The sequence below is a fragment of the Pseudomonas sp. GW821-FHT02B10 genome (genome assembly GCF_059421865.1).
Genome location: NZ_JBWKVU010000001.1, coordinates 277,702 through 296,932, shown reverse-complemented (window position 1 = coordinate 296,932; position 19,231 = coordinate 277,702). Strand labels below are relative to the sequence as shown.

Here is a 19,231-nt window from a genome sequence, read left to right as displayed (position 1 = left end):
TCCTATGCAAAGCAAAACGCTGAAACAGTTACTGGCACCGAGCCTGTTGAGCCTGGCGATGTTCGCAGGCGCAACCCAGGCCGCGGCCCCACTGCGCCCGCCCCAGGGTTATTACGCGCCGGTGGATAAATTCAAGAGCGGCGACCACAGCGAAGGCTGCGACGCCATGCCCGCGCCCTACACCGGCTCGCTGCAATTTCGCAGCAAGTACGAAGGTTCGGACAAGGCTCGCGCGACCCTCAACGTGCAATCGGAAAAGGCCTTTCGCGACAGCACCGCCGACATCACCAAGATCGAGCGCGGCACCAGCAAGCGGGTGATGCAGTTCATGCGCGACGGCCGTCCGGAACAATTGGACTGCACCCTGAGCTGGCTGAGCGCCTGGGCCCAGGCCGATGCGTTGATGTCCAAGGACTTCAACCACACTGGCAAGTCCATGCGCAAATGGGCCCTAGGCAGCATGGCTTCGGCCTACCTGCGCCTGAAGTTCTCCGACTCCCATCCGCTGGACACTCACCAGCAGCAGGCGCAGCAGATCGAGGCCTGGTTCAGCAAGATGGCCGACCAGGTGGTCAGCGACTGGGACAACCTGCCACTGGAGCAGACCAACAACCACTCGTACTGGGCCGCCTGGTCGGTGATGGCCACCGCCGTGGCGACCAACCGCCGCGACCTGTTCGACTGGGCGGTGAAGGAATACAAAGTCGGCGCCCACCAGGTCGACGCCGACGGCTTCCTGCCCAACGAACTCAAGCGCCAGCAACGCGCCCTGGCCTATCACAACTACGCCCTGCCGCCGCTGGCGATGATCGCCAGCTTCGCCCAGGTCAACGGCGTCGACCTGCGCCAGGAGAACAACGGCGCCCTGAAACGCCTGGGCGAGCGGGTGCTGGCCGGGGTGAAAGACCCGGACGAGTTCGAGGAAAAGAACGGCAAGGAACAGGACATGACCGACCTCAAGGTCGACTCGAAATTCGCCTGGCTCGAACCCTTCTGCAGCCTCTACACCTGCGCCCCGGATGTACTGGAACGCAAGCACAAGATGCAACCGTTCAAGACCTTCCGCCTGGGTGGCGACCTGACCAAGGTCTACGACCCCTCGCACGAGAAGGGCAACAAGGGTTCGTAAGCGACACCTGTAGCCGCTGCCGAGGCACGAGGCTGCGACAAGGCTCGAAGAGCCTTCCGAGGTCCTCAAGAGCACGACCGCTTCGCGGCCGATCGCAGCCTCGTACCTCGGCAGCGGCTACGGGCGAATGCAATACGCCGCCCCCGGTTTTTCACGGGGGGGGTTTGGGGGGGCTCTGGCCCTTTACTGTTGGTCAAACATGGAGAGATCGGGATGGTTTTCTCATCCAATGTGTTCCTGTTCCTGTTCTTGCCGATCTTTCTCGGCTTGTACTACCTGAGCGGGCAACGCTATCGCAACCTGCTGCTGCTGATCGCCAGCTACGTGTTCTATGCCTGGTGGCGGGTGGACTTCCTGGCGCTGTTCGCCGGCGTCACCCTGTGGAACTACTGGATCGGCCTGAAAGTCGGCGCCGCCGGTGTACGCACCAAGCCGGCCCAGCGCTGGCTGCTGCTTGGCGTGGCGGTCGACCTGTGCATCCTCGGCTACTTCAAGTACGCCAACTTCGGCGTGGACAGCATCAACGCGATCATGACCTCGTTCGGTCTTGAGCCGTTCATCCTGACCCACGTGCTGTTGCCGATCGGTATCTCGTTCTACATCTTCGAGTCCATCAGCTACATCATCGACGTCTACCGCGGCGACACCCCGGCCACCCGCAACCTGATCGACTTCGCGGCGTTCGTGGCGATCTTCCCGCACCTGATCGCCGGCCCCGTGCTGCGTTTTCGCGACCTGGCCGACCAGTTCAACAACCGCACCCACACCCTGGACAAGTTCTCCGAAGGCTGCACGCGCTTCATGCAGGGCTTCATCAAGAAAGTGTTCATCGCCGACACCCTGGCGGTGGTCGCCGACCATTGCTTCGCCCTGCAGAACCCGACCACGGGCGACGCCTGGCTGGGCGCCCTGGCCTACACCGCGCAGCTGTACTTCGACTTCTCCGGCTACAGCGACATGGCCATCGGCCTGGGCTTGATGATGGGTTTTCGCTTCATGGAAAACTTCAAGCAGCCCTACATCAGCCAGTCGATCACCGAGTTCTGGCGGCGCTGGCACATCAGCCTGTCCACCTGGCTGCGCGACTACCTGTACATCACCCTGGGCGGCAACCGCAAAGGCACGCTGATGACCTATCGCAACCTGTTCCTGACCATGCTGCTCGGTGGCCTGTGGCACGGCGCGAACATCACCTACGTGGTCTGGGGCGCCTGGCACGGCATGTGGCTGGCGATCGAGAAGATGCTCGGCATCAACACTTCGCCACGCAGCCTGAACCCGATCCGCTGGTCGCTGACCTTCCTGCTGGTGGTAATGGGCTGGGTGATTTTCCGCGCCGAGAACCTGCACGTCGCCGGTCGCATGTACGGCGCCATGTTCAGCTTCGGCGACTGGTCGCTGTCGGAACTCAACCGCGCCAGCCTCACCGGCCTGCAAGTGGCGACCCTGGTCGTGGCCTACGCCACCCTGGCGTTCTTCGGCCTGCGTGACCTGTATCGCAACCCGACGCCGGTCAAGAGCAAGCCTGAAATCAACACCGAGGCCGACGGTCCGGCCACCGCCCAGCCGGGCCTGATCAAGGCCGTACCGGGGGACAAGCCGGACAGCATCCACCAGCCGGGCTACACCGTGGGCGTCGAAGCCCAGGTCCAGCCGGCCTACTGGGTCGCCGACTGGCCGCGTTACGTGATGCGCGCCCTGGTGCTGCTGCTGTTCATCGCTTCGATTCTCAAACTCTCGGCGCAAAGCTTCTCGCCGTTCCTTTACTTCCAGTTCTGAGGGATCTGACCATGACCCGCTCATTACGCGTCTTCTATATTGCCCTGTTCCTGGTGACCCTGATGGTCCTGGGCCTGTGGTCGGTGCGCAGCTTCTTCGGCTTCAGCACCAGCAACGACGCCACCGTGCTCAACGGTCGCTGGGCCAAGGCCGTGGAAACCCACTACGACGACGAGTTCCCGATCAAGCGCCTGGGCACCAACCTGTGGGCGGCCCTGGACTTCAAGCTGTTCAACGAAGGTCGTCCGGGCGTGGTGCTCGGCCGCGACCAGTGGCTGTACAGCGATGAAGAGTTCCACCCGATCGTCAACGAAGAGCTCAACCTGCAAGGCAACTACGCGCTGGTCGAAGGCGTGCGCCAGGCCCTGAAAGAGAAAGGTGTGAAATTGGTGATGGCGATCGTGCCGGCCAAGGTGCGCCTGTACCCGGAACACCTGGGCGACGTCCAGCCGGCCAGCATCCACGCCAACCTCTACCAGGACTTCCACGCCCGGGTGGCGGCCGACAAGATCCTCGCCCCCGACCTGCTGGGCCCGCTGCAACAGGCCAAGCAGAACGGCCAGCAAGTGTTCCTGCGCACCGACACCCACTGGACCCCGGCCGGCGCCGAAGTCGCCGCCAACCAGTTGGCCAAGGCGATCGCCGACAAGGCACCGCTGATGGGCCAGCCGCAACGCTTCGTCACCGAAGCCGAGCAGACCGTGGTGCACAAGGGCGACCTGCGCCTGTTCCTGCCCCTGGACCCGCTGTTCGAGAACCTGATGCCGGCCAAGGAGCCGCTGCAAAAACGCGTGACCCGCGCCGCCGACGATCAGCCGGCCGCCGACGACGCGCTGTTCGCCGACAACGAAGTACCGGTGGCCCTGGTGGGCACCAGCTACAGCGCCAACCCGAACTGGAACTTCGTCGGCGCGCTCAAGCAGGCCCTGCACAGCGACGTGGTCAGCTACGCCGAAGACGGCCACGGCCCGGTGTTGCCGATGCTCAGCTACCTGAAAAGCGATGCCTTCAAGAACAGCCCGCCCCAGGTGCTGATCTGGGAGTTCCCCGAACGATATCTGCCGGTCAATAACGAAATCGGCGACGCCGACCCGCAGTGGGTCGCAGAGCTCAAACAAGCCGGCGCCCGCCAACAGAACGTAGCTGCACTCAACAAATCCGAGACGCCCGATCGGGCGCAAAACTGAAAGAGAGGTACACCATGACTTTCACTCCAACTCCTCGTCGTCTCGCCAAGTCTCTTGCACTGGTAGCCGGTGTGAGCCTGCTGTCGATGCAGGCCTTCGCCGGTGGCGACGCCGCGCTGTACGGCCCGACCGCGCCCAAAGGCTCGTCCTTCGTGCGTATCTACAACGCCAGCAACCAGGAAGTCAGCGCCACCGTCGGCAGCACCAGCCTCAGCGACGTCGCGCCGCTGGCCAGCAGTGACTTCAGCTTCATGCCCGGCGGCGACTACACCGCCAAGGTCGGCAGCCAGAGCGTGCCGGTGAAACTCGCCGCCGACCACTATTACACCCTGGTCAACAACGCTAGCGGCCAGCCGCAACTGATCGAAGAACCGCCGTTCAAGAACAAGCAGAAGTCCCTGGTCCGGGTGCAAAACCTGAGCGACAAGGCCCTGACCCTGAAGACCGCCGACGGCAAGACCGACGTGGTCCAGTCGGTGGCCGCCAAGGGCCGTGGCGAACGTGAAATCAACCCGGTGAAAGTCAGCTTCGCGCTGTACGAGGGCGAGAAAAAAGTCAGCGACCTCAAGCCGGTCGCCCTGGAGCGCGGCGAAGCCGCGGTGCTCTACGTCACCGGCAACGGCAGCAGCCTGTCGCCAGTCTGGGTCAAGCGCCCGGTCTCGACACGTTAAGAACCTGTAGCCGCTGACGAGGTACGAGGCTGCGAAGCGGTCCGCAGGACCGCCCTCAGGGGCCGCTTCGCAGCCCATCGCAGCCTCGTACCTCGGCAGCGGCTACACCGAGACAACAACAAGAGAGTGAAACGACAGAACTTTCGTGGCTCTAACCCAAACGGTATTTGAAGGAGTAACAACATGATTCCGGTGATCTTGTCAGGTGGTAGTGGCTCACGTCTTTGGCCGCTTTCGCGTAAGCAATTCCCCAAGCAGTTCCTCGCCCTGACCGGCGAACACACCTTGTTCCAGCAAACCCTCGAGCGCCTGGTGTTCGAAGGCATGGACACGCCGATCGTGGTCTGCAACAAGGACCACCGTTTCATCGTCAACGAGCAGCTGGCGGCGCGCAAACTCGAAGCCCAGCGCATCCTGATGGAGCCGTTCGGCCGCAACACCGCGCCGGCTGTGGCCCTGACCGCGATGATGCTGGTCAACGAAGGTCGCGACGAACTGATGCTGGTGCTGCCGGCCGACCACGTGCTGGAAGACCAGAAAGCCCTGCAACGCGCCCTGGCCCTGGCCACCGTGGCTGCCGAGCGTGGCGAGATGGTGCTGTTCGGCGTGCCGGCGACCAAGCCGGAAACCGGTTATGGCTACATCAAGTCGACCAACGATGCGCTGCTGCCGGAAGGCGTGAGCCGCGTCTCGCACTTCGTCGAGAAACCCGACGTCAAGCGCGCCGCCGAGTTCGTCGAGGCCGGTGGCTACTTCTGGAACAGCGGCATGTTCCTGTTCCGCGCCAGCCGCTTCCTCGAAGAGCTGAAAAAGCACGACCCGGACATCTACGACACCTGCCTGCTGACCCTGGAACGCAGTGCCCAGGACGCCGACACCGTGGACCTCGACCCGGCCACCTTCGCCTGCTGCCCGGACAACTCCATCGACTACGCAGTGATGGAAAAGACCCAGCGCGCCTGCGTGGTGCCGCTGAGCGCCGGCTGGAGCGACGTGGGCTGCTGGTCGTCGCTATGGGACGTGCATGAAAAGGACGTCAACGGCAACGTCAGCAAGGGCGACGTGGTGATCCAGGACAGCCGCAACTGCATGATCCACGGCAACGGCAAGCTGGTGTCGGTGATCGGCCTGGAAAACATCGTGGTCGTGGAAACCAAGGACGCCATGATGATCGCCCACAAGGACAAGGTCCAAGGCGTCAAACAGATGGTCAACACCCTCAACGAACAGGGCCGCAGCGAAACCCAGAACCACTGCGAGGTCTACCGTCCGTGGGGCTCCTACGACTCGGTGGACATGGGCGGGCGCTTCCAGGTCAAGCACATCTCGGTCAAGCCGGGCGCGTGCCTGTCCCTGCAGATGCACCACCACCGCGCCGAACACTGGATCGTGGTCAGCGGCACCGCCGAAGTCACCTGCGACGAGAACGTGTTCCTGCTCACCGAAAACCAGTCCACCTACATCCCGATCGCCTCGGTGCACCGCCTGCGCAACCCGGGCAAGATCCCGCTGGAGATCATCGAAGTGCAATCGGGCAGCTACCTGGGCGAAGACGACATCGAACGCTTCGAAGACATCTACGGCCGCTCCACCCCGGTGGAACGCGGTATCTCGGTGAAAACCATCGCCCAGTAACCACAGCGACAAGTTTCAAGCGGCAAGCTGCAAGTAAAAGCAGGGAGTCGTTGTCAGCAAGTCCTTGCACCCCCCGTCCGACCGACTGCGTCCCCTATCCGCAGGCGGTTGGGCGGGGGCTTTTTTATGTCCGCGCGCCTGAACGAGGATCTCCTGTAGCCGCTGCCGCAGGCTGCGATAAGGCCGAAGGCCTTCCAGCGATCTCATGACCCTGCGCCCGCTTCGCGGTCGATCGCAGCCTGCGGCAGCGGCTACAGTCGTTTCGCCAATTCCTACCCGACATTTCGAAAACACCGCAGGGCGTTTCAGATAGCTCTCAACGACTCCATCCATACCGCTCATTAGTGTTTCGCGAGGCTCAAACACATAGCGAACACAGCGATGGCCGAGCAACTCTCCGGCAACAAATACACCACCGATTCGCGCGGCGAACCGACACCGATGCCGCGCGTACTGCGCCCGGCCAACCCGAATCCACCGCTGCCGGGCGCACGTACAAAGAACACCTCGATACTGACCACGCCTCAAGGCCTCGACACTCCTGCGAAACCCTCACAGGTCCAACCCTCTACGCCTGTCGCCCCAGGCTTCTACATCGTGCCCCGGAGCATGCCGCCGAGCGAGTTGCAGCGCCGCCTGTTCGACAACCCCTCATCCGACGTTCTGGCCAAATACCTGGCCCTCAATCCAGGCCTTGGCGATACGGTCAAGGCCGGCAGTCTGATCGTGCTCAGCGCCCCCGCCAACCACGCCTGCACCTACGAGGAAGCACAACTCATGTTCACCGCCGAGCAGGTTAAGATCGCCCTCGACCCCCTGACACCCGAAGCCGCCGACTTCATGGTTCGCCATCAGGCCGAGATCGCCGGCTTTACCGGCCAGGCCTCGACCTGGCTGGGCATCGGCACCGCGACGATGGGCAAACACCTGGACAAACTGCGCGAGACCCTGCACGACATGGAACGTCTGCATCAAGACAGCTACCGCCAACACGGCCACCTCAAATCCCCCGAGTTCTTCGCCCGGCGCCAGCAATTGCTCAGGCAACTGGACGCCCAACTGCTGAACTCCACCCGCCTGCGCGGCTACACCACCCTGGGCGACCACCCCAAGCTGAAAACCGCCCTCGGCCTCTCCAGCCGCAGCCTGGTCCATCAATGGGACAAGGCCGGTGGGCCCGGGCAGATACCGGGCTATGTCGTCCACGTAAAATCGGTCAGCCGCGCGGCGAAGTACATGCAGATGGGTGGGTATGTAGGGATTGCGCTGGGTGGTGTTTCGTCGGTGTTGAAGGTTCAGGAGGTTTGTCAGGGGGGGTCAGATAATCAGAGTTGCAGGAAGGTGATGTTTACTGAGACGGGGAAGTTTGCCGGGGCAACCGCTGGAGGAATACTGGGTACTGAAACCGCAATGGCAGGAAGCAGATTTATTTGTGCTGCTCTCGGGGCCTCTACCGCAATTGGCGGAGTGCTATGTGTTGCAACCTTGGTAGGCGTAGGAGCATCCCTGGGAACAGATTCTGGTGATGTGATTGGGGAGAGGATTGGGGAAATCATTTATGAGCGCAATCAGCCATGGTAGATGAGAAATTCTGGTATTCAGGGATCGCGCTTGTACTGCTCCTCTGTCCAGTTCTGCTAGCTCTTGCAAGTCTTACATTCAGCTACTACCTGAGTCGCCGCCACTTGAAAGAGATGCTGGTAGCCATGCAGGAGAGTTCTTACTTCTATGGATGGCTCGACAAGCTTCCCTATCAGGGATGGTTCGAGCGCATTCTGATGTTTGTCAGCGTTCGAGGAATGATGCTCTTCCCTAACGCCGGAGTTCGTAGAGGCTTTCTTTGTGCAAAGGATGTACGCAATTTCCCTCCACGACTGAAACACCTTCTGACTGTAAAAAATACGTTGGACGGCGTTGTGATCCTATGGACAGCCATTGTGTATACGTTTTTGAAGTTGGATAGCTGATGACCTCTATGGAGCTTTACACGTCTTGTGGGATGAAAGCATCCAAGACAGTTATTCAGGTGATGAGCCGGGAAAGAACTGAGGAAGTTATTTACGGGGTACTCCGACCATGATGGCAAAGAGTTTTTGGTATTCATGGTTAGGCCTCGTACTGGTCGCCAGTCCGCTTCTACTGTGCGTAATAAACCTCTCGTTCAGCTACTACCTGAGCCGTCGCTACCTGAGAGAAATGCTGGAGGCCCTGCAACGGAGCCAACACTTTTATCGCTGGGCCGAGAGCCTTCCCTACGAGGGATGGTTCACCCATTTTGTAATGCTGGCCGCCGTTCGAGGATCGATGCTTTGGCCTGCCCCGGCGGTTCGTAGAGGCTTTCTTTCCGAGGAAGACATAGACAATTTTCCGCCACATCTCCAGCGCCTGCTGACCATCAGAAACTGGATGGATGTCGTGCTTCTGGTCTGGGGCTCGACTATGTATGCGCTGTTGAAACTGACTAAGCACTGAGGTGTGGCACGGGTACGGAGGCAGCCGCAGCCCACCACAACCATGGCCAATCCCACCTACGCTTAGGTAGGATGACTGCTCTATTTCCCCCCGAGGTTCACCTCATGTTCATCGGCGTTCTGCTGGTTATCACCTGGCTGATCCTGCTGGTCCGCTACCCCGCCAAGGCCTTGCCGGTGTCCATGGCCGCCGCTGTCGGCCTGGGCCTGGTGGCGGTGTGGGTGGTCTGGCTGGACAACCGCGAAGCCCAGCAACTGGCGCGCCTGGAATTGCGCATCAGCTATGCCCCCGAGCATTGCCCGGCGGATCGCCCGCTGCTGCTGAAGATGAACAACGGCAACGATGTGCCGCTGACCGAACTGCGCTGGCGCGTCGCCGCCTACGCCCCGGGCGACACCGTGAACCTGGCCGACAACCAGTACAGCGCCCCGCGTTATCGCGGCCCCGGCGAGTTGCAGGCCGGCGCCAACTGGGAAGACTGCCTGCCCCTGCCGCCGCTGCGCCCCGGCTACCGCCCGCAAACCCTGGAGTTTCGCGCCGAGCGCTTGCAGGGCAGTTTCTCCGACTGATTCCCCCCTTCCCTCTTTTTGCACAAGGACCGCGCCATGCCCGTTGCGCTGATCACCGGTTGTTCCAGCGGCATCGGCCGCGCCCTGGCGGATGTTTTCAAGGCCGCCGGTTTCACCGTCCTGCCCACCGCCCGCAGGGCCGAGGACGTGGCCATGCTGCAAGCCGCGGGTTTTGACGCGGTGCAACTGGACGTCAACGACGGCCCGGCGCTCACTGCCCTGGGCGAACGCATCAACCAGCAATATGGCGGCCTCGACCTGCTGATCAACAACGCCGGCTACGGCGCCATGGGCCCGCTGCTGGATGGCGGTGTCGAGGCCATGCAGCGGCAGTTCGAAACCAATGTGTTCGCCCTGGTCGGCGTGACCCGGGCCATGTTCCCGGTGCTGCGCCGCAGCCGCGGGCTGGTGGTGAATATCGGCAGTGTGTCGGGCGTCCTGGTGACGCCTTTTGCCGGTGCCTACTGCGCCTCCAAGGCGGCGGTGCATGCCTTGAGCGATGCGCTGCGCATGGAGCTGGCGCCGTTCGGCATCCGGGTGATGGAGGTCCAGCCCGGCGCCATCGCTTCGAGCTTTGCCAAGAATGCCGGGCACGAAGCCGAACAGCTGTTGACCGAACGATCGCCCTGGTGGCCATTGCGCGAAGGCATCCGCGCACGGGCCAGGGCCTCCCAGGACCACCCGACGCCCGCTGGCGAATTTGCCGCCAGGCTGTTCAAGGCCGTGCAGCAGGACAAACCGCCACGCCTGGTTCGGATCGGTAATGGCAGCCGGGCGTTGCCCTTGATGGCCAGTCTGTTGCCCAAGGGTTTGCTGGAGAAGGCGCTGATGAAGCGTTTTGGCCTGGGCGCAAAACTGTAACGGCCGATCACCGGCAGCGGAACGTCGCCCGGCCGTTCCCACGGGTTCCAGAAAACGTCTTTTAGTCGCCTAGGTTGTACCCTCTCCCAATCCCAGTAGAATGCGCGCACTCGAGGCTCCCAGGGCCTCGATCAGGCCGCATGGATCGCTGGCGAACCGCTGAAACTCCCCCTCTCCTTCCATGCTCGCCGTCACTCAATCGTCGATCAGGGAATATCCATTGAAACCTCAACACCTGCTGCCGCTGGCCTTGGCCACTGTATTGATCGGCTGTACACCGTCGCCAGACGAGGAACTGAACGCCACCCTGCCCCAGCTCAGCCTCAAGGAGCTGTTGCCGCCAGCCGTCGCCAACGAGTACTGCAACCCCAAGCTGGACAGCGATCTGCTGTATGGCATCGGCTACCAGCTGTACAACGACGACAAACCCGAGCAGGCGCGCAGTTGCCTGATCATGGCCGCCCCCACCCACGACCGGGCCCTGTGCTACCTGGCGAGCATCGCAGAACAGGACAGCAGCAAGGACAGCGCCGAGCGCGACCGCGAAGCCTTCGGCTACATGGCCTATTCCGCAGTGAAGAACGACTCCTGCGCCGAGTTCGGCATGTTCCAGAACTTCACCTACGGCATGCGCGGGCAGACCCCGGACAGCGACCTCGGCCTGCGCTGGCTGGAGCGCTCCGCGCGCCATGGCGATGCGGACGCGCAACAGACCCTGGTGCGCCTGCACAGCAACAAGAACAATCTGCCGCTGGCCTACAGCTGGGCCAGGGTCCTGGATGACAGCGCACAGATCGACGCCTTGAAACAACGGATGAACCCGCAGCAACTCAGCGAAGGCGAACAAGGTTTCGAGCAACTGGGCAAGCACGTCACCAGCAAGGACGCGGTGCGCAAGGAAGCCCGCGAGGAAAACATCGCGGTGTACTCGGCGAACATCCATATGGAATACCCCGAGACCTTCAAGGGCCTGTCGGTGGCCGAGCGTCATGCGCTCATGGAGCAGGCCGTGGCCACGGTGAGCGCCCGTCCCGAGTTCAGCACCCGTGGCCAGCTTTACGCCTATGTGATCATCGCGCGGCAGGCCCAGTTGAAGCAGGCCGGCGTCGATGTGCTGCAGAACCCGCAGATCGTGCAGCTGCTCAGTGATAAAGAGCTGGAAGTGAGTGAGGCAGTGAAGAAAGCCGACGTGATCCTCGGCCAGGCCGCCCTGTAACCGCGCCTTCGTCGGCACATGGAACGCCGCCCGGCCGCGCCTACCTATAGGGGCCTATGTATGGCCGCTGTTTTTAGGCGCCGGCTTGCCGACGAAGGGCCCCGGCCGTTCCTCCAGCAATCTAGCTTCATGCTGAGGTTGTGCCCCCTCGCAATCCCAGTAGAATGCGCGCCTCTTGAGCGTTTGCGCTCAACACAGCATGGAATCGCTGGCGTCGACACTGAAGCACGGAACTGCTCAAGCTCCCCCCTCTCCCGTCCTGTCTCTGCTTCATTCCATGCGCCTCTTCATTCAATCGCAGATCAGGGAATATCCATTGAAATTGTTCAACGTGCTGCCACTGGCATTGGCTGTCTTGCTGGCGGCTTGCGCCACCACGGCTCCAGAAAAAACCGAGCCGAAAGTCCCCGAACTGAATGACACCCTGCCCAAGCTGACGCTGGAAAGCGTCTTGCCCAAGGTCAGCGCCAACGAGTACTGCAACCCGGCCATGGACGCCGATGTGCTGTACGGCGCCGGTTACAAGCTGTACGAGGCCGAGGACTACACGAACGCCAAGAGCTGCTTCGCCATGGCCGCGCCGCACTACACCCGGGCGTTCTGCTACCTGTCCACCAGCACCGATCAGGAAACGGACAGACCCAAGGCCGAGCGCGACCGCGAGTCCTTCAACTACATCGCCTACTCGGCGTCGCAGAACGATTGGTGCGCCGAGTACGGCATGTACGCCACCTACTGGTTCGGCGACAAGGACATCCCCCAGGACCGGCAGCTGGCGGTGCGCTGGCTGGAGCGCTCGGCGCTGCACGGCAACCCGGAACCACAGCAGAGCCTGGCCGACGCCGCCGAAGAGTCTGGCGACCTGGTGAAGGCCTATGCCTGGTTGAAGGTCATCGATAACACCGAAGACACCAGCCAGCTGGATGCCTTGAAAGGCAAGATGAGCCCGGAGCAACTGGCCGAAGGCGAACAACGCTTCAGCCAGCTGAAGGCGCGCGTGACCAGCAAGCAGGTGATGTACGACGAGGCGCGAGCCGAGGAGGTGGCCATTTTCTCGGCCGAGATCCATTTCGATATCCCCGACCTGTTCAAGGGCATGACGACGGCCGAGCGCCAGGCCTTTGTCAAAGCGGCCATCGCCAAGGCCCGGGACAGCGGCAAGTTCAAACTGCATTATGCGGTGACCCAGTACATCATCGTCTCGCGGCTGGCCCAGCAGCGTTACCCCGGTGTCGACGTGCTGCAGAACCCAAAGCTGGTGGTCGCCATCAACCACGTTGACGACGGCTTGGAGGCTACGGCGAAGAAGTCCCTGGCGATCATGCAGAAAAGCTACAAGTAACCCTCGCTCTCCAGCTCGATAGCGCCTGGTCGCCCGCCGGCTCCCGCAATATGTCGCGGGAGCCGGCTCGCCAGAGATGCCGCCCAGGCACGCCCGGCAGCGGCCCGATCACTGCGCATCCCCACCCTCCTTCACCACCACCGTGCAGGTAATCCCCGCCGCCAGCAGCACGCCTTCCGGTACCTCGTCGATATGGATGCGCACCGGCACGCGCTGAGCCAGGCGCACCCAGTTGAAGGTCGGGTTGACGTCGGCGATCAGCTCGCGGCTTTCCGGGTTGTCGCGGTCGTAGATGCCGCGGGAAATACTCTCCACATGACCCTTGAGCACCTCGCCGCTCATCAGTTGCATCTCGGCCTTATCGCCGACGCGCACATGGGGCAGCTTGGTTTCCTCGAAGAAGCCGTAGACCCAGAACGAATGCCTGTCGACCACCGCCATCTTCGGCTCGCCGATGCGCGCGTAGTCGCCGCGGTGCACGTTGAGGTTGGTCACGTAGCCATCGACCGCGGCGCGCACCTGGGTGCGTTTGAGGTTGAGCTCGGCGGCCTCCAGTTGCGCCTGGGCCTGCTGGTAGTCGGCCAGGGCCGAGTCGGCGATGTTGCTGGCGTCGTCGCGGTTCTCCTTGGAGATCACCAGGTTGTCCAGGTCGGCGCGGCGGTGGGCGTTGACCTTGCGCATCTCCCAGGTGGCCTTTCTCGAAGCCACCAGCGACTGCGCCTGCTTGACCGCGATCTGGTAGTGCTCGGGGTCGATCTGCATCAGCAGGTCGCCCTTTTTCACCAGCTGGTTGTCGCGCACCGGCACGTCCACCACTTCGCCGGTGACGTCGGCGGCGACGTTGATGATGTCGGCGCGCACCCGGCCGTCGCGGGTCCACGGCGTGTTCATGTAATGCACCCACAGGGTGCGGCCGATCCACAGGGCCAGGGCCAGCACCAGCAGGGTCGCGAGCAGGCTGAAAAACTTTTTCATCAAAGGACTCTCAACGGTAGACAGTCAGCGCCATGGCGCCGAACAGACAACAGAACAGGCTCAGGCGCAGCAGCGCCGGGTGCCAGAAAAAACGGTACAGGTCATAACCCGAGATGAAGCGGTCCAGGGCCCAGGCCAGGGCCGCGGCAATGAAGAACATCAGGGTCATGGTCGGCATGTACACGCCGTGGAAGGCGATTTCACGAGGCATGTTCAAGTCCTTGGGGCGGGGCCTGTACGGCTGGCGGCGCGGCATAGGCGGCCAGCGGCGATTGCGGGTCGAGCAATGAGCTGCGGATGAAGTGCAGGTAGCTCTTCACCCGGCGCAAGACCGAGGTATCGAAGTGCGGGGCGAAGGGTTCGTCGCTGGCCTGGACCCGGCCGATCGCGTGATCGACCGCGACCAGCGCGCGCGCAAGGTTGCTCTGGCCCGGTTGCAGGAACAGCCGCACCAGCGAACGGCCCATGACCCGGATCGCCTGGCGCCACGGCTGGGATTCGGCGTAAGCCGGGTGCACCGGGAGGATCGCCTGCTCCTTGCGCAGCTCGATGATGGCGTGGCCCACCTCCAGCACCACGAACATCCAGCGCAGCAGCTCGCGCTGCACCTGTGGCTGCCCCGCCGCCAGGCCATAGGCCTGGTGCAGCAGGTCGCGGGTGCGGCTTTCGAAGCTCGACGCCAGGCCCTTGAGCTTGCCGCTGATGGCGTACACCACCTGGCCGCGCAGGTCCTGCTCCAGGCGGCGCCACAGCCAGCGGCTGTTGGGCGGCAGGATGATCGCCCCGGCAGCGGCGCAGACCAGCATGCCCATGACCATGGCGATGTAGTCGTTGATGAAGGCGTAGGGGTTGTAGACGGTCAGGTTGTCCGGCACCGAACCGGTGCTGAAGAAAATCAGCAGCCCCAGGCCGACCCCGGCGTACTGCGGGCGTGAAGCGAGGAACGAACCGAGCACGATCACCGGCGCCAGCATCACGCACAGCAGTGGAAAACCGTCGATCCAGGGGAACACGAAGAACATCTCGACGAAGCCGACCACGGCCCCGATCAAGGTGCCGCAGGCCATCTGGAAGGCCATGCGTTTCGGGTTCGGCGTGGCGGCCGAGAGGCCGACGGTGGCCGCCGCGATCAGGGTCATGGTGGCGCCGCTGGGCCAGGCGGTGGCGACCCAGTAGCTGCCGAGCACGATCAGGATGAACGAGGCGCGGATCCCCGAGGCGGCCGAGGCCAGCCAGTTGGTCTGCGGTGTGAAGGGCTCGTCCCAGCGCTCGCGTTCATGGCTGTGCTCGGCCAGGGACGCGTGGGTCTGGGCATAGCTGTGCAGCTCGTCGACGAAGCGATAGAGCAGTTCATAGGCGGTGTGGAAATCCAGCTGCTCGGCATCGCTCGGCTCGTGCTCCTGGAACAGCGCACGCATGCTGCGCACCCGCGCCGGCAGCTCGGCCTTGTAGCTCGCCAGTTGCTCGGCCAGGCGCGCGGCATCGGGGCTGGTCAGGGCGCGGCCGGAGAAACCGTCCAGCAGTTCGGCGAGGTCCTGCAACCCCGGTTTGGTCGCCGCCAGCACATACTCGGCGGCACTGTTGCGCAAGCGTTCGAGCAACTGGTGCAGGGCGTTGAAACGGGTGGTGATGCCCATGAACTCGCTGTTCAAACGGCTCAGGCGACCATTGCGCCGACGCATGTGCGGGTCTTCGAACACCGTGACGCTGCGCAGGCCTTCCAGGCCCACCGCCTCGGCAATGAAACGCACGTTGCCGCTCTCGAACGCATCGCGCTGGCTGCGGCCGCGCAAACCGTCGGTGACGAACAGGGCGAACACCCCGAAGCGCTGGTACAAGGCGTTGCGCATCGCCGCGCTGGCGGTCTGCGGCAGGATCGCGGCGCTGACCAGGGTCGAGCAGAGAATCCCCAGGGAGATTTCCAGCACCCGCCATACCGCCGCCATAAAGGCCCCGTCCGGATGGGCCAGGGCCGGTAAACCGACCATCGCCGCGGTGTAGCCGGCCAGCACGAAGCCGTAGGCGCGGAAGTTGCGATAACGCGCGGCACCGGCCGAGCAGATGCCGACCCAGATCGCCAGCGAACCGAGGAACAGTTCGGTGTTCTGGGCGAACAGGGCGATCAGCGCCACCATCACCGCCGACCCGGCCAGGGTGCCGAGAAACCGATAGAAGCTCTTGGCGAACACCTGGCCGCTCTGCGGCTGCATGACGATGAACACGGTGATCATCGCCGTGCGCGGTTGCGGCAGCTCCAGGCGCATGGCCAGCCACAGGGTGAGGAACGCGGCGGCCAGGACCTTGAAGATATAGACCCAGGTCACGCCGTCGCTGCGTGCCCAGTCGAAGAAACCCCGGCGCCATTCAAGGGAGTACAGCCAGCGCAAGGGTGCAGGCAAGGGAGTCATCGGGTCTTACTCGGTAGTCGGTGCTTGTGTAGTCGGTGCCAAGTACTCGGCTGTTAATGGTCAAGCAGGGTCAGCGCCGCCGGAGTCTTGCTCGGTTGGGTCCGGCTGTCCTCGGGCACATCGCGCCCCGCCTCCAGGCCGCCGCCCAGGGCCGTCACCAGCTCGGCATGGGCGCTCAGGCGCGCAGCCTGGACCTGCTGCTGGATCTGCTGCTGGTGGAACAGCATGCCCTGGGCATTGAGCACATTGAGGTAGTCGGTGAGGCCGCGCTGGAAGGCGACCATGGCGATGTCGTAGGTCTTCTGCGCCGACGCCACCGACTCGGCGGCGAACTCGGCCTGCTTGTCCATGGACTCGCGGCGGATCAACTGGTCGGAGATGTTCTTCAGGGCGTTGACCAGGGTCTGGTTGTAGTGGGCCACGGCGATGTCATAACCGGCTGCGGCCTCGCCCAGCTCGGCGCGCAGGCGGCCGCCGTCGAAGATCGGCAGGCTGATGGCCGGGCCGACGTTGTAGTTGAGCTTCTTGCCGGTGAGGAACTCCAGCGCCCCGCCGCCGGTGGCCATGTAGCCGAGGCTGCTCACCAGGTCGACGTTGGGGTAGAAGCCGGCGTGGGCAACATCGATGCCGCGGGCCTGGGCCGCCACCTGCCAGCGGCTGGCGACCACGTCCGGGCGCTGGCCGAGCAGTTCGGCGGGCAGCGCCGACGGCAGTTTCAGCGGCGCGGCCAGGGACAGGCTTGGCCGTTGCAACTGCGCGCCCGCCCCCGGTCCCTTGCCGGCCAGGGCAGCGATCTGGTTGCGACCCAGGGCGATTTCTTCGTCCAGGGCGTCCAGCTGGCGATGGGTTTCCGGCAGCGGGGTCTGCGCCTGGCTGACTTCGAAGTGGGTGCCGATGCCACCGGCCAGGCGCTTTTGCGCCAGTTCGAGGATCTGTTCCTGCTGCTTCAGGGTGGCGAGGACGATGTCGCGCTGGGCGTATTGCAGCGACAGCTGGATATAGGCGCGCACGACATTGTTCTGCAGCTCCAGCTGGGCCAGGCGCGCCTCGGCGGCGCTCATGTGCGCCAGGTCCACGGCACGCTCGCTGGCATTGCTTTCCCGGCCCCAGAGGTCGAGGGCGTAGCTGAAGCCGAGCGCGGCGTTGTTGTCCCAGGTGGTGCTGTTGGCCAGTTCGCCCGGGCCGTAGAACTGGTCGGTGGGCCAGTTGTGGCGCTTGAGGGTGGCGTCGCCCTTGATCTGCAGCGACTCGGCCGACTCGGCGATGCCGGCCATGGCACGCGCCTGGCGCACCCGGGCGGCGGCCATGGCCATGCTCGGGCTGCCCTGCACGGCCAGGGTCACCCAGTGGTTCAGCTGCGCATCGCCATAGGCCTGCCACCATTGGGCGGCGGGCCAGCGGGCGTCGCGCGCGGCGCTCTGGATCGCCTCGTCGGTGGCCAGTGTATTGGCCGGTAGTGCCTTGCCCTGTGGGGCAATGCCCCCGGTTCCGATGCAGCCGCTGATTGCTAACGATAAAGCCCAAACACTGAGAGTCTTCAGCTCTCTGCTGATGCGACGCGGCACTGCTGCGAATTCCTGAAATAGGGAGAAGGCGGATCCCTGTAGGAGCGAGCTTGCTCGCGAGACGGTGTCACTGAGCCACCGCATTGCACGGGCTCCGGCAGCCGGCCCCTACAGATCGGCGCAATTCTAGGCGGCGGGCTTTACGGCGATAAGCTGGGATTCCTGTGAATCTTTATTACCGTTCGCGCGATAATCCCTTGGTGCAATAGCCAACAATCTGTTACTTCGTGTCACAATTTGCCATCTCCCCAGAGAGCACCCCATGGACACTTTGCAAAACATGCGTGCCTTCAGCTGTGTCGCCGAAGCCGGCAGCTTCACCGCTGCCGCCGTCCAGCTCGACACCACCACGGCGAATGTCTCGCGCGCGGTCTCCAATCTGGAGGCCCATCTGCAAACCCGCTTGCTCAACCGCACCACTCGCCGCATCGCGCTCACGGAGGCCGGCAAGCGCTACCTGCTGCGCTGCGAGCAGATCCTGGCCTACGTCGAAGAAGCCGAGGCCGAGGCCAGCGATGCCCACGCGCGGCCGTCCGGGCAGTTGAAAGTGCACACCATGACCGGCATCGGCCAGCACTATGTGATCGACGCCATCGCCCGGTACCGCAAGTCGCACCCGGACGTGACCTTCGACCTGACCCTGGCCAACCGCGTGCCGGACCTGCTGGACGAGGGTTACGACGTGTCCATCGTGCTGGCCAGCGAGCTGCCGGACTCGGGTTTCGTCTCCCAGCGCCTGGGCATCACCTACAGCATCGTCTGCGCCTCGCCGGCCTACGTGAAAGCCAATGGCTGCCCGAGCAGCCCCAGCGACCTGTCGAACCACGCCTGCCTGCGCCTGGTGAGCCCGGTGATCGCCCTGGACAAATGGCTGTTCGACGGCCCCGAGGGCCAGGAAGGGGTCACCCTCAACGGCTCGCCGTTCCTGGTGAACTCCGCCGACGCGCTGAAAACCGCGATCACCAGCGGCATGGGCCTGGGCGTGCTGCCGGTGTACGCGGCCATCGAGGGCCTGCGCAACGGTACCCTGGTGCGGGTCATGCCCAAGTACCGCTCCCAGGAGCTGAACCTGTACGCCATCTACCCGTCGCGCCAGTACCTGGACGCCAAGATCAAGACCTGGGTCGAGTACCTGCGCAACACCCTGCCGGAGATTCTCGCCGCCCATCAGGCGGAGCTGACGGCCTATGAACTGAGCGGCGGACTCAGCGGCGTGCGCCTGGCCCCTTGATCGGGGCTTTCTCAGGTATCCCCCTGTAGCCGCTGCCGCAGGCTGCGAAAGGTCCGCAGGACCTCCTGCGGCCGCTGGAACGTCACGGCCGTGCCGGCCGATCGCAGCCTTCGGCAGCGGCTACATTCCCAGAACCTTCTCGCCCCCACGGCCTGCCGCAGCCGCTACAAAAAGCCCGTGGGGAATGTTAG

17 protein-coding genes are annotated in these 19,231 nt (G+C 63.6%); 13 read left to right on the top strand and 4 right to left on the bottom strand.

Annotated elements, in window-relative coordinates:
* Positions 1-4: 4 nt before the first annotated feature.
* The 12 genes from AC07VU_RS01335 to AC07VU_RS01280 all read left to right on the top strand — a co-directional run bounded on the left by AC07VU_RS01335 (position 5) and on the right by AC07VU_RS01280 (position 12,861).
* On the top strand, positions 5-1,129 hold the full coding sequence (locus AC07VU_RS01335) for a mannuronate-specific alginate lyase (protein ID WP_009042269.1): 1,125 nt from the start codon (positions 5-7) through the stop codon (positions 1,127-1,129).
* Positions 1,130-1,342: 213 nt separating this feature from the next.
* Positions 1,343-2,908, top strand: coding sequence for an MBOAT family O-acyltransferase (locus AC07VU_RS01330; RefSeq protein ID WP_495029430.1), 1,566 nt, complete (start codon positions 1,343-1,345; stop codon positions 2,906-2,908).
* 11 nt (positions 2,909-2,919) lie between these two features.
* Positions 2,920-4,095 (top strand): alginate O-acetyltransferase, encoded by a 1,176-nt coding sequence (locus AC07VU_RS01325; RefSeq protein WP_062823613.1) that lies wholly within the window; start codon positions 2,920-2,922, stop codon positions 4,093-4,095.
* 14 nt (positions 4,096-4,109) lie between these two features.
* Positions 4,110-4,766: an alginate O-acetyltransferase AlgF gene (locus AC07VU_RS01320; RefSeq protein ID WP_274305588.1), complete on the top strand. Its 657-nt coding sequence runs from the start codon at positions 4,110-4,112 to the stop codon at positions 4,764-4,766.
* Between the two features lie 183 nt (positions 4,767-4,949).
* Positions 4,950-6,401, top strand: coding sequence for a mannose-1-phosphate guanylyltransferase/mannose-6-phosphate isomerase (locus tag AC07VU_RS01315; protein WP_274305587.1), 1,452 nt, complete (start codon positions 4,950-4,952; stop codon positions 6,399-6,401).
* A gap of 381 nt (positions 6,402-6,782) precedes the next feature.
* A complete protein-coding gene (locus tag AC07VU_RS01310; RefSeq protein ID WP_457275668.1) occupies positions 6,783-7,982 on the top strand; it encodes a hypothetical protein in 1,200 nt (399 codons plus the stop codon).
* A complete protein-coding gene (locus AC07VU_RS01305) occupies positions 7,976-8,368 on the top strand; it encodes a hypothetical protein (protein ID WP_009042263.1) in 393 nt (130 codons plus the stop codon). Before AC07VU_RS01310 ends, AC07VU_RS01305 begins: the two co-directional genes overlap by 7 nt.
* Before the next feature lie 109 nt (positions 8,369-8,477).
* The gene (locus AC07VU_RS01300; protein ID WP_457275667.1) at positions 8,478-8,873 is read left to right on the top strand and encodes a hypothetical protein; all 396 of its coding nucleotides are present in this window, start codon (positions 8,478-8,480) and stop codon (positions 8,871-8,873) included.
* A 104-nt stretch (positions 8,874-8,977) separates the two neighbouring features.
* Positions 8,978-9,442, top strand: coding sequence for a hypothetical protein (locus AC07VU_RS01295; protein WP_009042259.1), 465 nt, complete (start codon positions 8,978-8,980; stop codon positions 9,440-9,442).
* 36 nt (positions 9,443-9,478) lie between these two features.
* On the top strand, positions 9,479-10,303 hold the full coding sequence (locus AC07VU_RS01290; protein ID WP_457275666.1) for an SDR family oxidoreductase: 825 nt from the start codon (positions 9,479-9,481) through the stop codon (positions 10,301-10,303).
* A gap of 220 nt (positions 10,304-10,523) precedes the next feature.
* The gene (locus tag AC07VU_RS01285) at positions 10,524-11,519 is read left to right on the top strand and encodes an SEL1-like repeat protein (protein WP_277587901.1); all 996 of its coding nucleotides are present in this window, start codon (positions 10,524-10,526) and stop codon (positions 11,517-11,519) included.
* A 316-nt stretch (positions 11,520-11,835) separates the two neighbouring features.
* On the top strand, positions 11,836-12,861 hold the full coding sequence (locus AC07VU_RS01280) for an SEL1-like repeat protein (RefSeq protein ID WP_274305582.1): 1,026 nt from the start codon (positions 11,836-11,838) through the stop codon (positions 12,859-12,861).
* 108 nt (positions 12,862-12,969) lie between these two features.
* Here AC07VU_RS01280 and AC07VU_RS01275 read toward each other — a convergent pair whose 3' ends face one another.
* The 4 genes from AC07VU_RS01275 to AC07VU_RS01260 are packed head-to-tail and all read right to left on the bottom strand — an operon-like array spanning position 12,970 to position 17,809.
* Positions 12,970-13,836 (bottom strand): efflux RND transporter periplasmic adaptor subunit, encoded by an 867-nt coding sequence (locus AC07VU_RS01275; RefSeq protein ID WP_274305581.1) that lies wholly within the window; start codon positions 13,834-13,836, stop codon positions 12,970-12,972.
* 10 nt (positions 13,837-13,846) lie between these two features.
* Positions 13,847-14,047 carry a DUF1656 domain-containing protein gene (locus tag AC07VU_RS01270; protein ID WP_007930063.1) on the bottom strand — a complete coding sequence of 67 codons (201 nt, stop codon included), beginning with the start codon at positions 14,045-14,047 and terminating at the stop codon, positions 13,847-13,849.
* Positions 14,037-16,244 (bottom strand): FUSC family protein, encoded by a 2,208-nt coding sequence (locus AC07VU_RS01265; RefSeq protein WP_085529873.1) that lies wholly within the window; start codon positions 16,242-16,244, stop codon positions 14,037-14,039. The genes AC07VU_RS01270 and AC07VU_RS01265 overlap by 11 nt, the downstream gene beginning before the upstream one ends.
* Positions 16,245-16,297: 53 nt before the next feature.
* Positions 16,298-17,809: an efflux transporter outer membrane subunit gene (locus tag AC07VU_RS01260; protein ID WP_495029429.1), complete on the bottom strand. Its 1,512-nt coding sequence runs from the start codon at positions 17,807-17,809 to the stop codon at positions 16,298-16,300.
* 262 nt (positions 17,810-18,071) lie between these two features.
* On the opposite strand from AC07VU_RS01260, the gene AC07VU_RS01255 reads away from it, so the two are divergent.
* Positions 18,072-19,040, top strand: a complete 969-nt coding sequence (locus AC07VU_RS01255) for a LysR family transcriptional regulator (protein WP_007930066.1) — start codon at positions 18,072-18,074, stop codon at positions 19,038-19,040.
* Positions 19,041-19,231 lie beyond the last annotated feature (191 nt).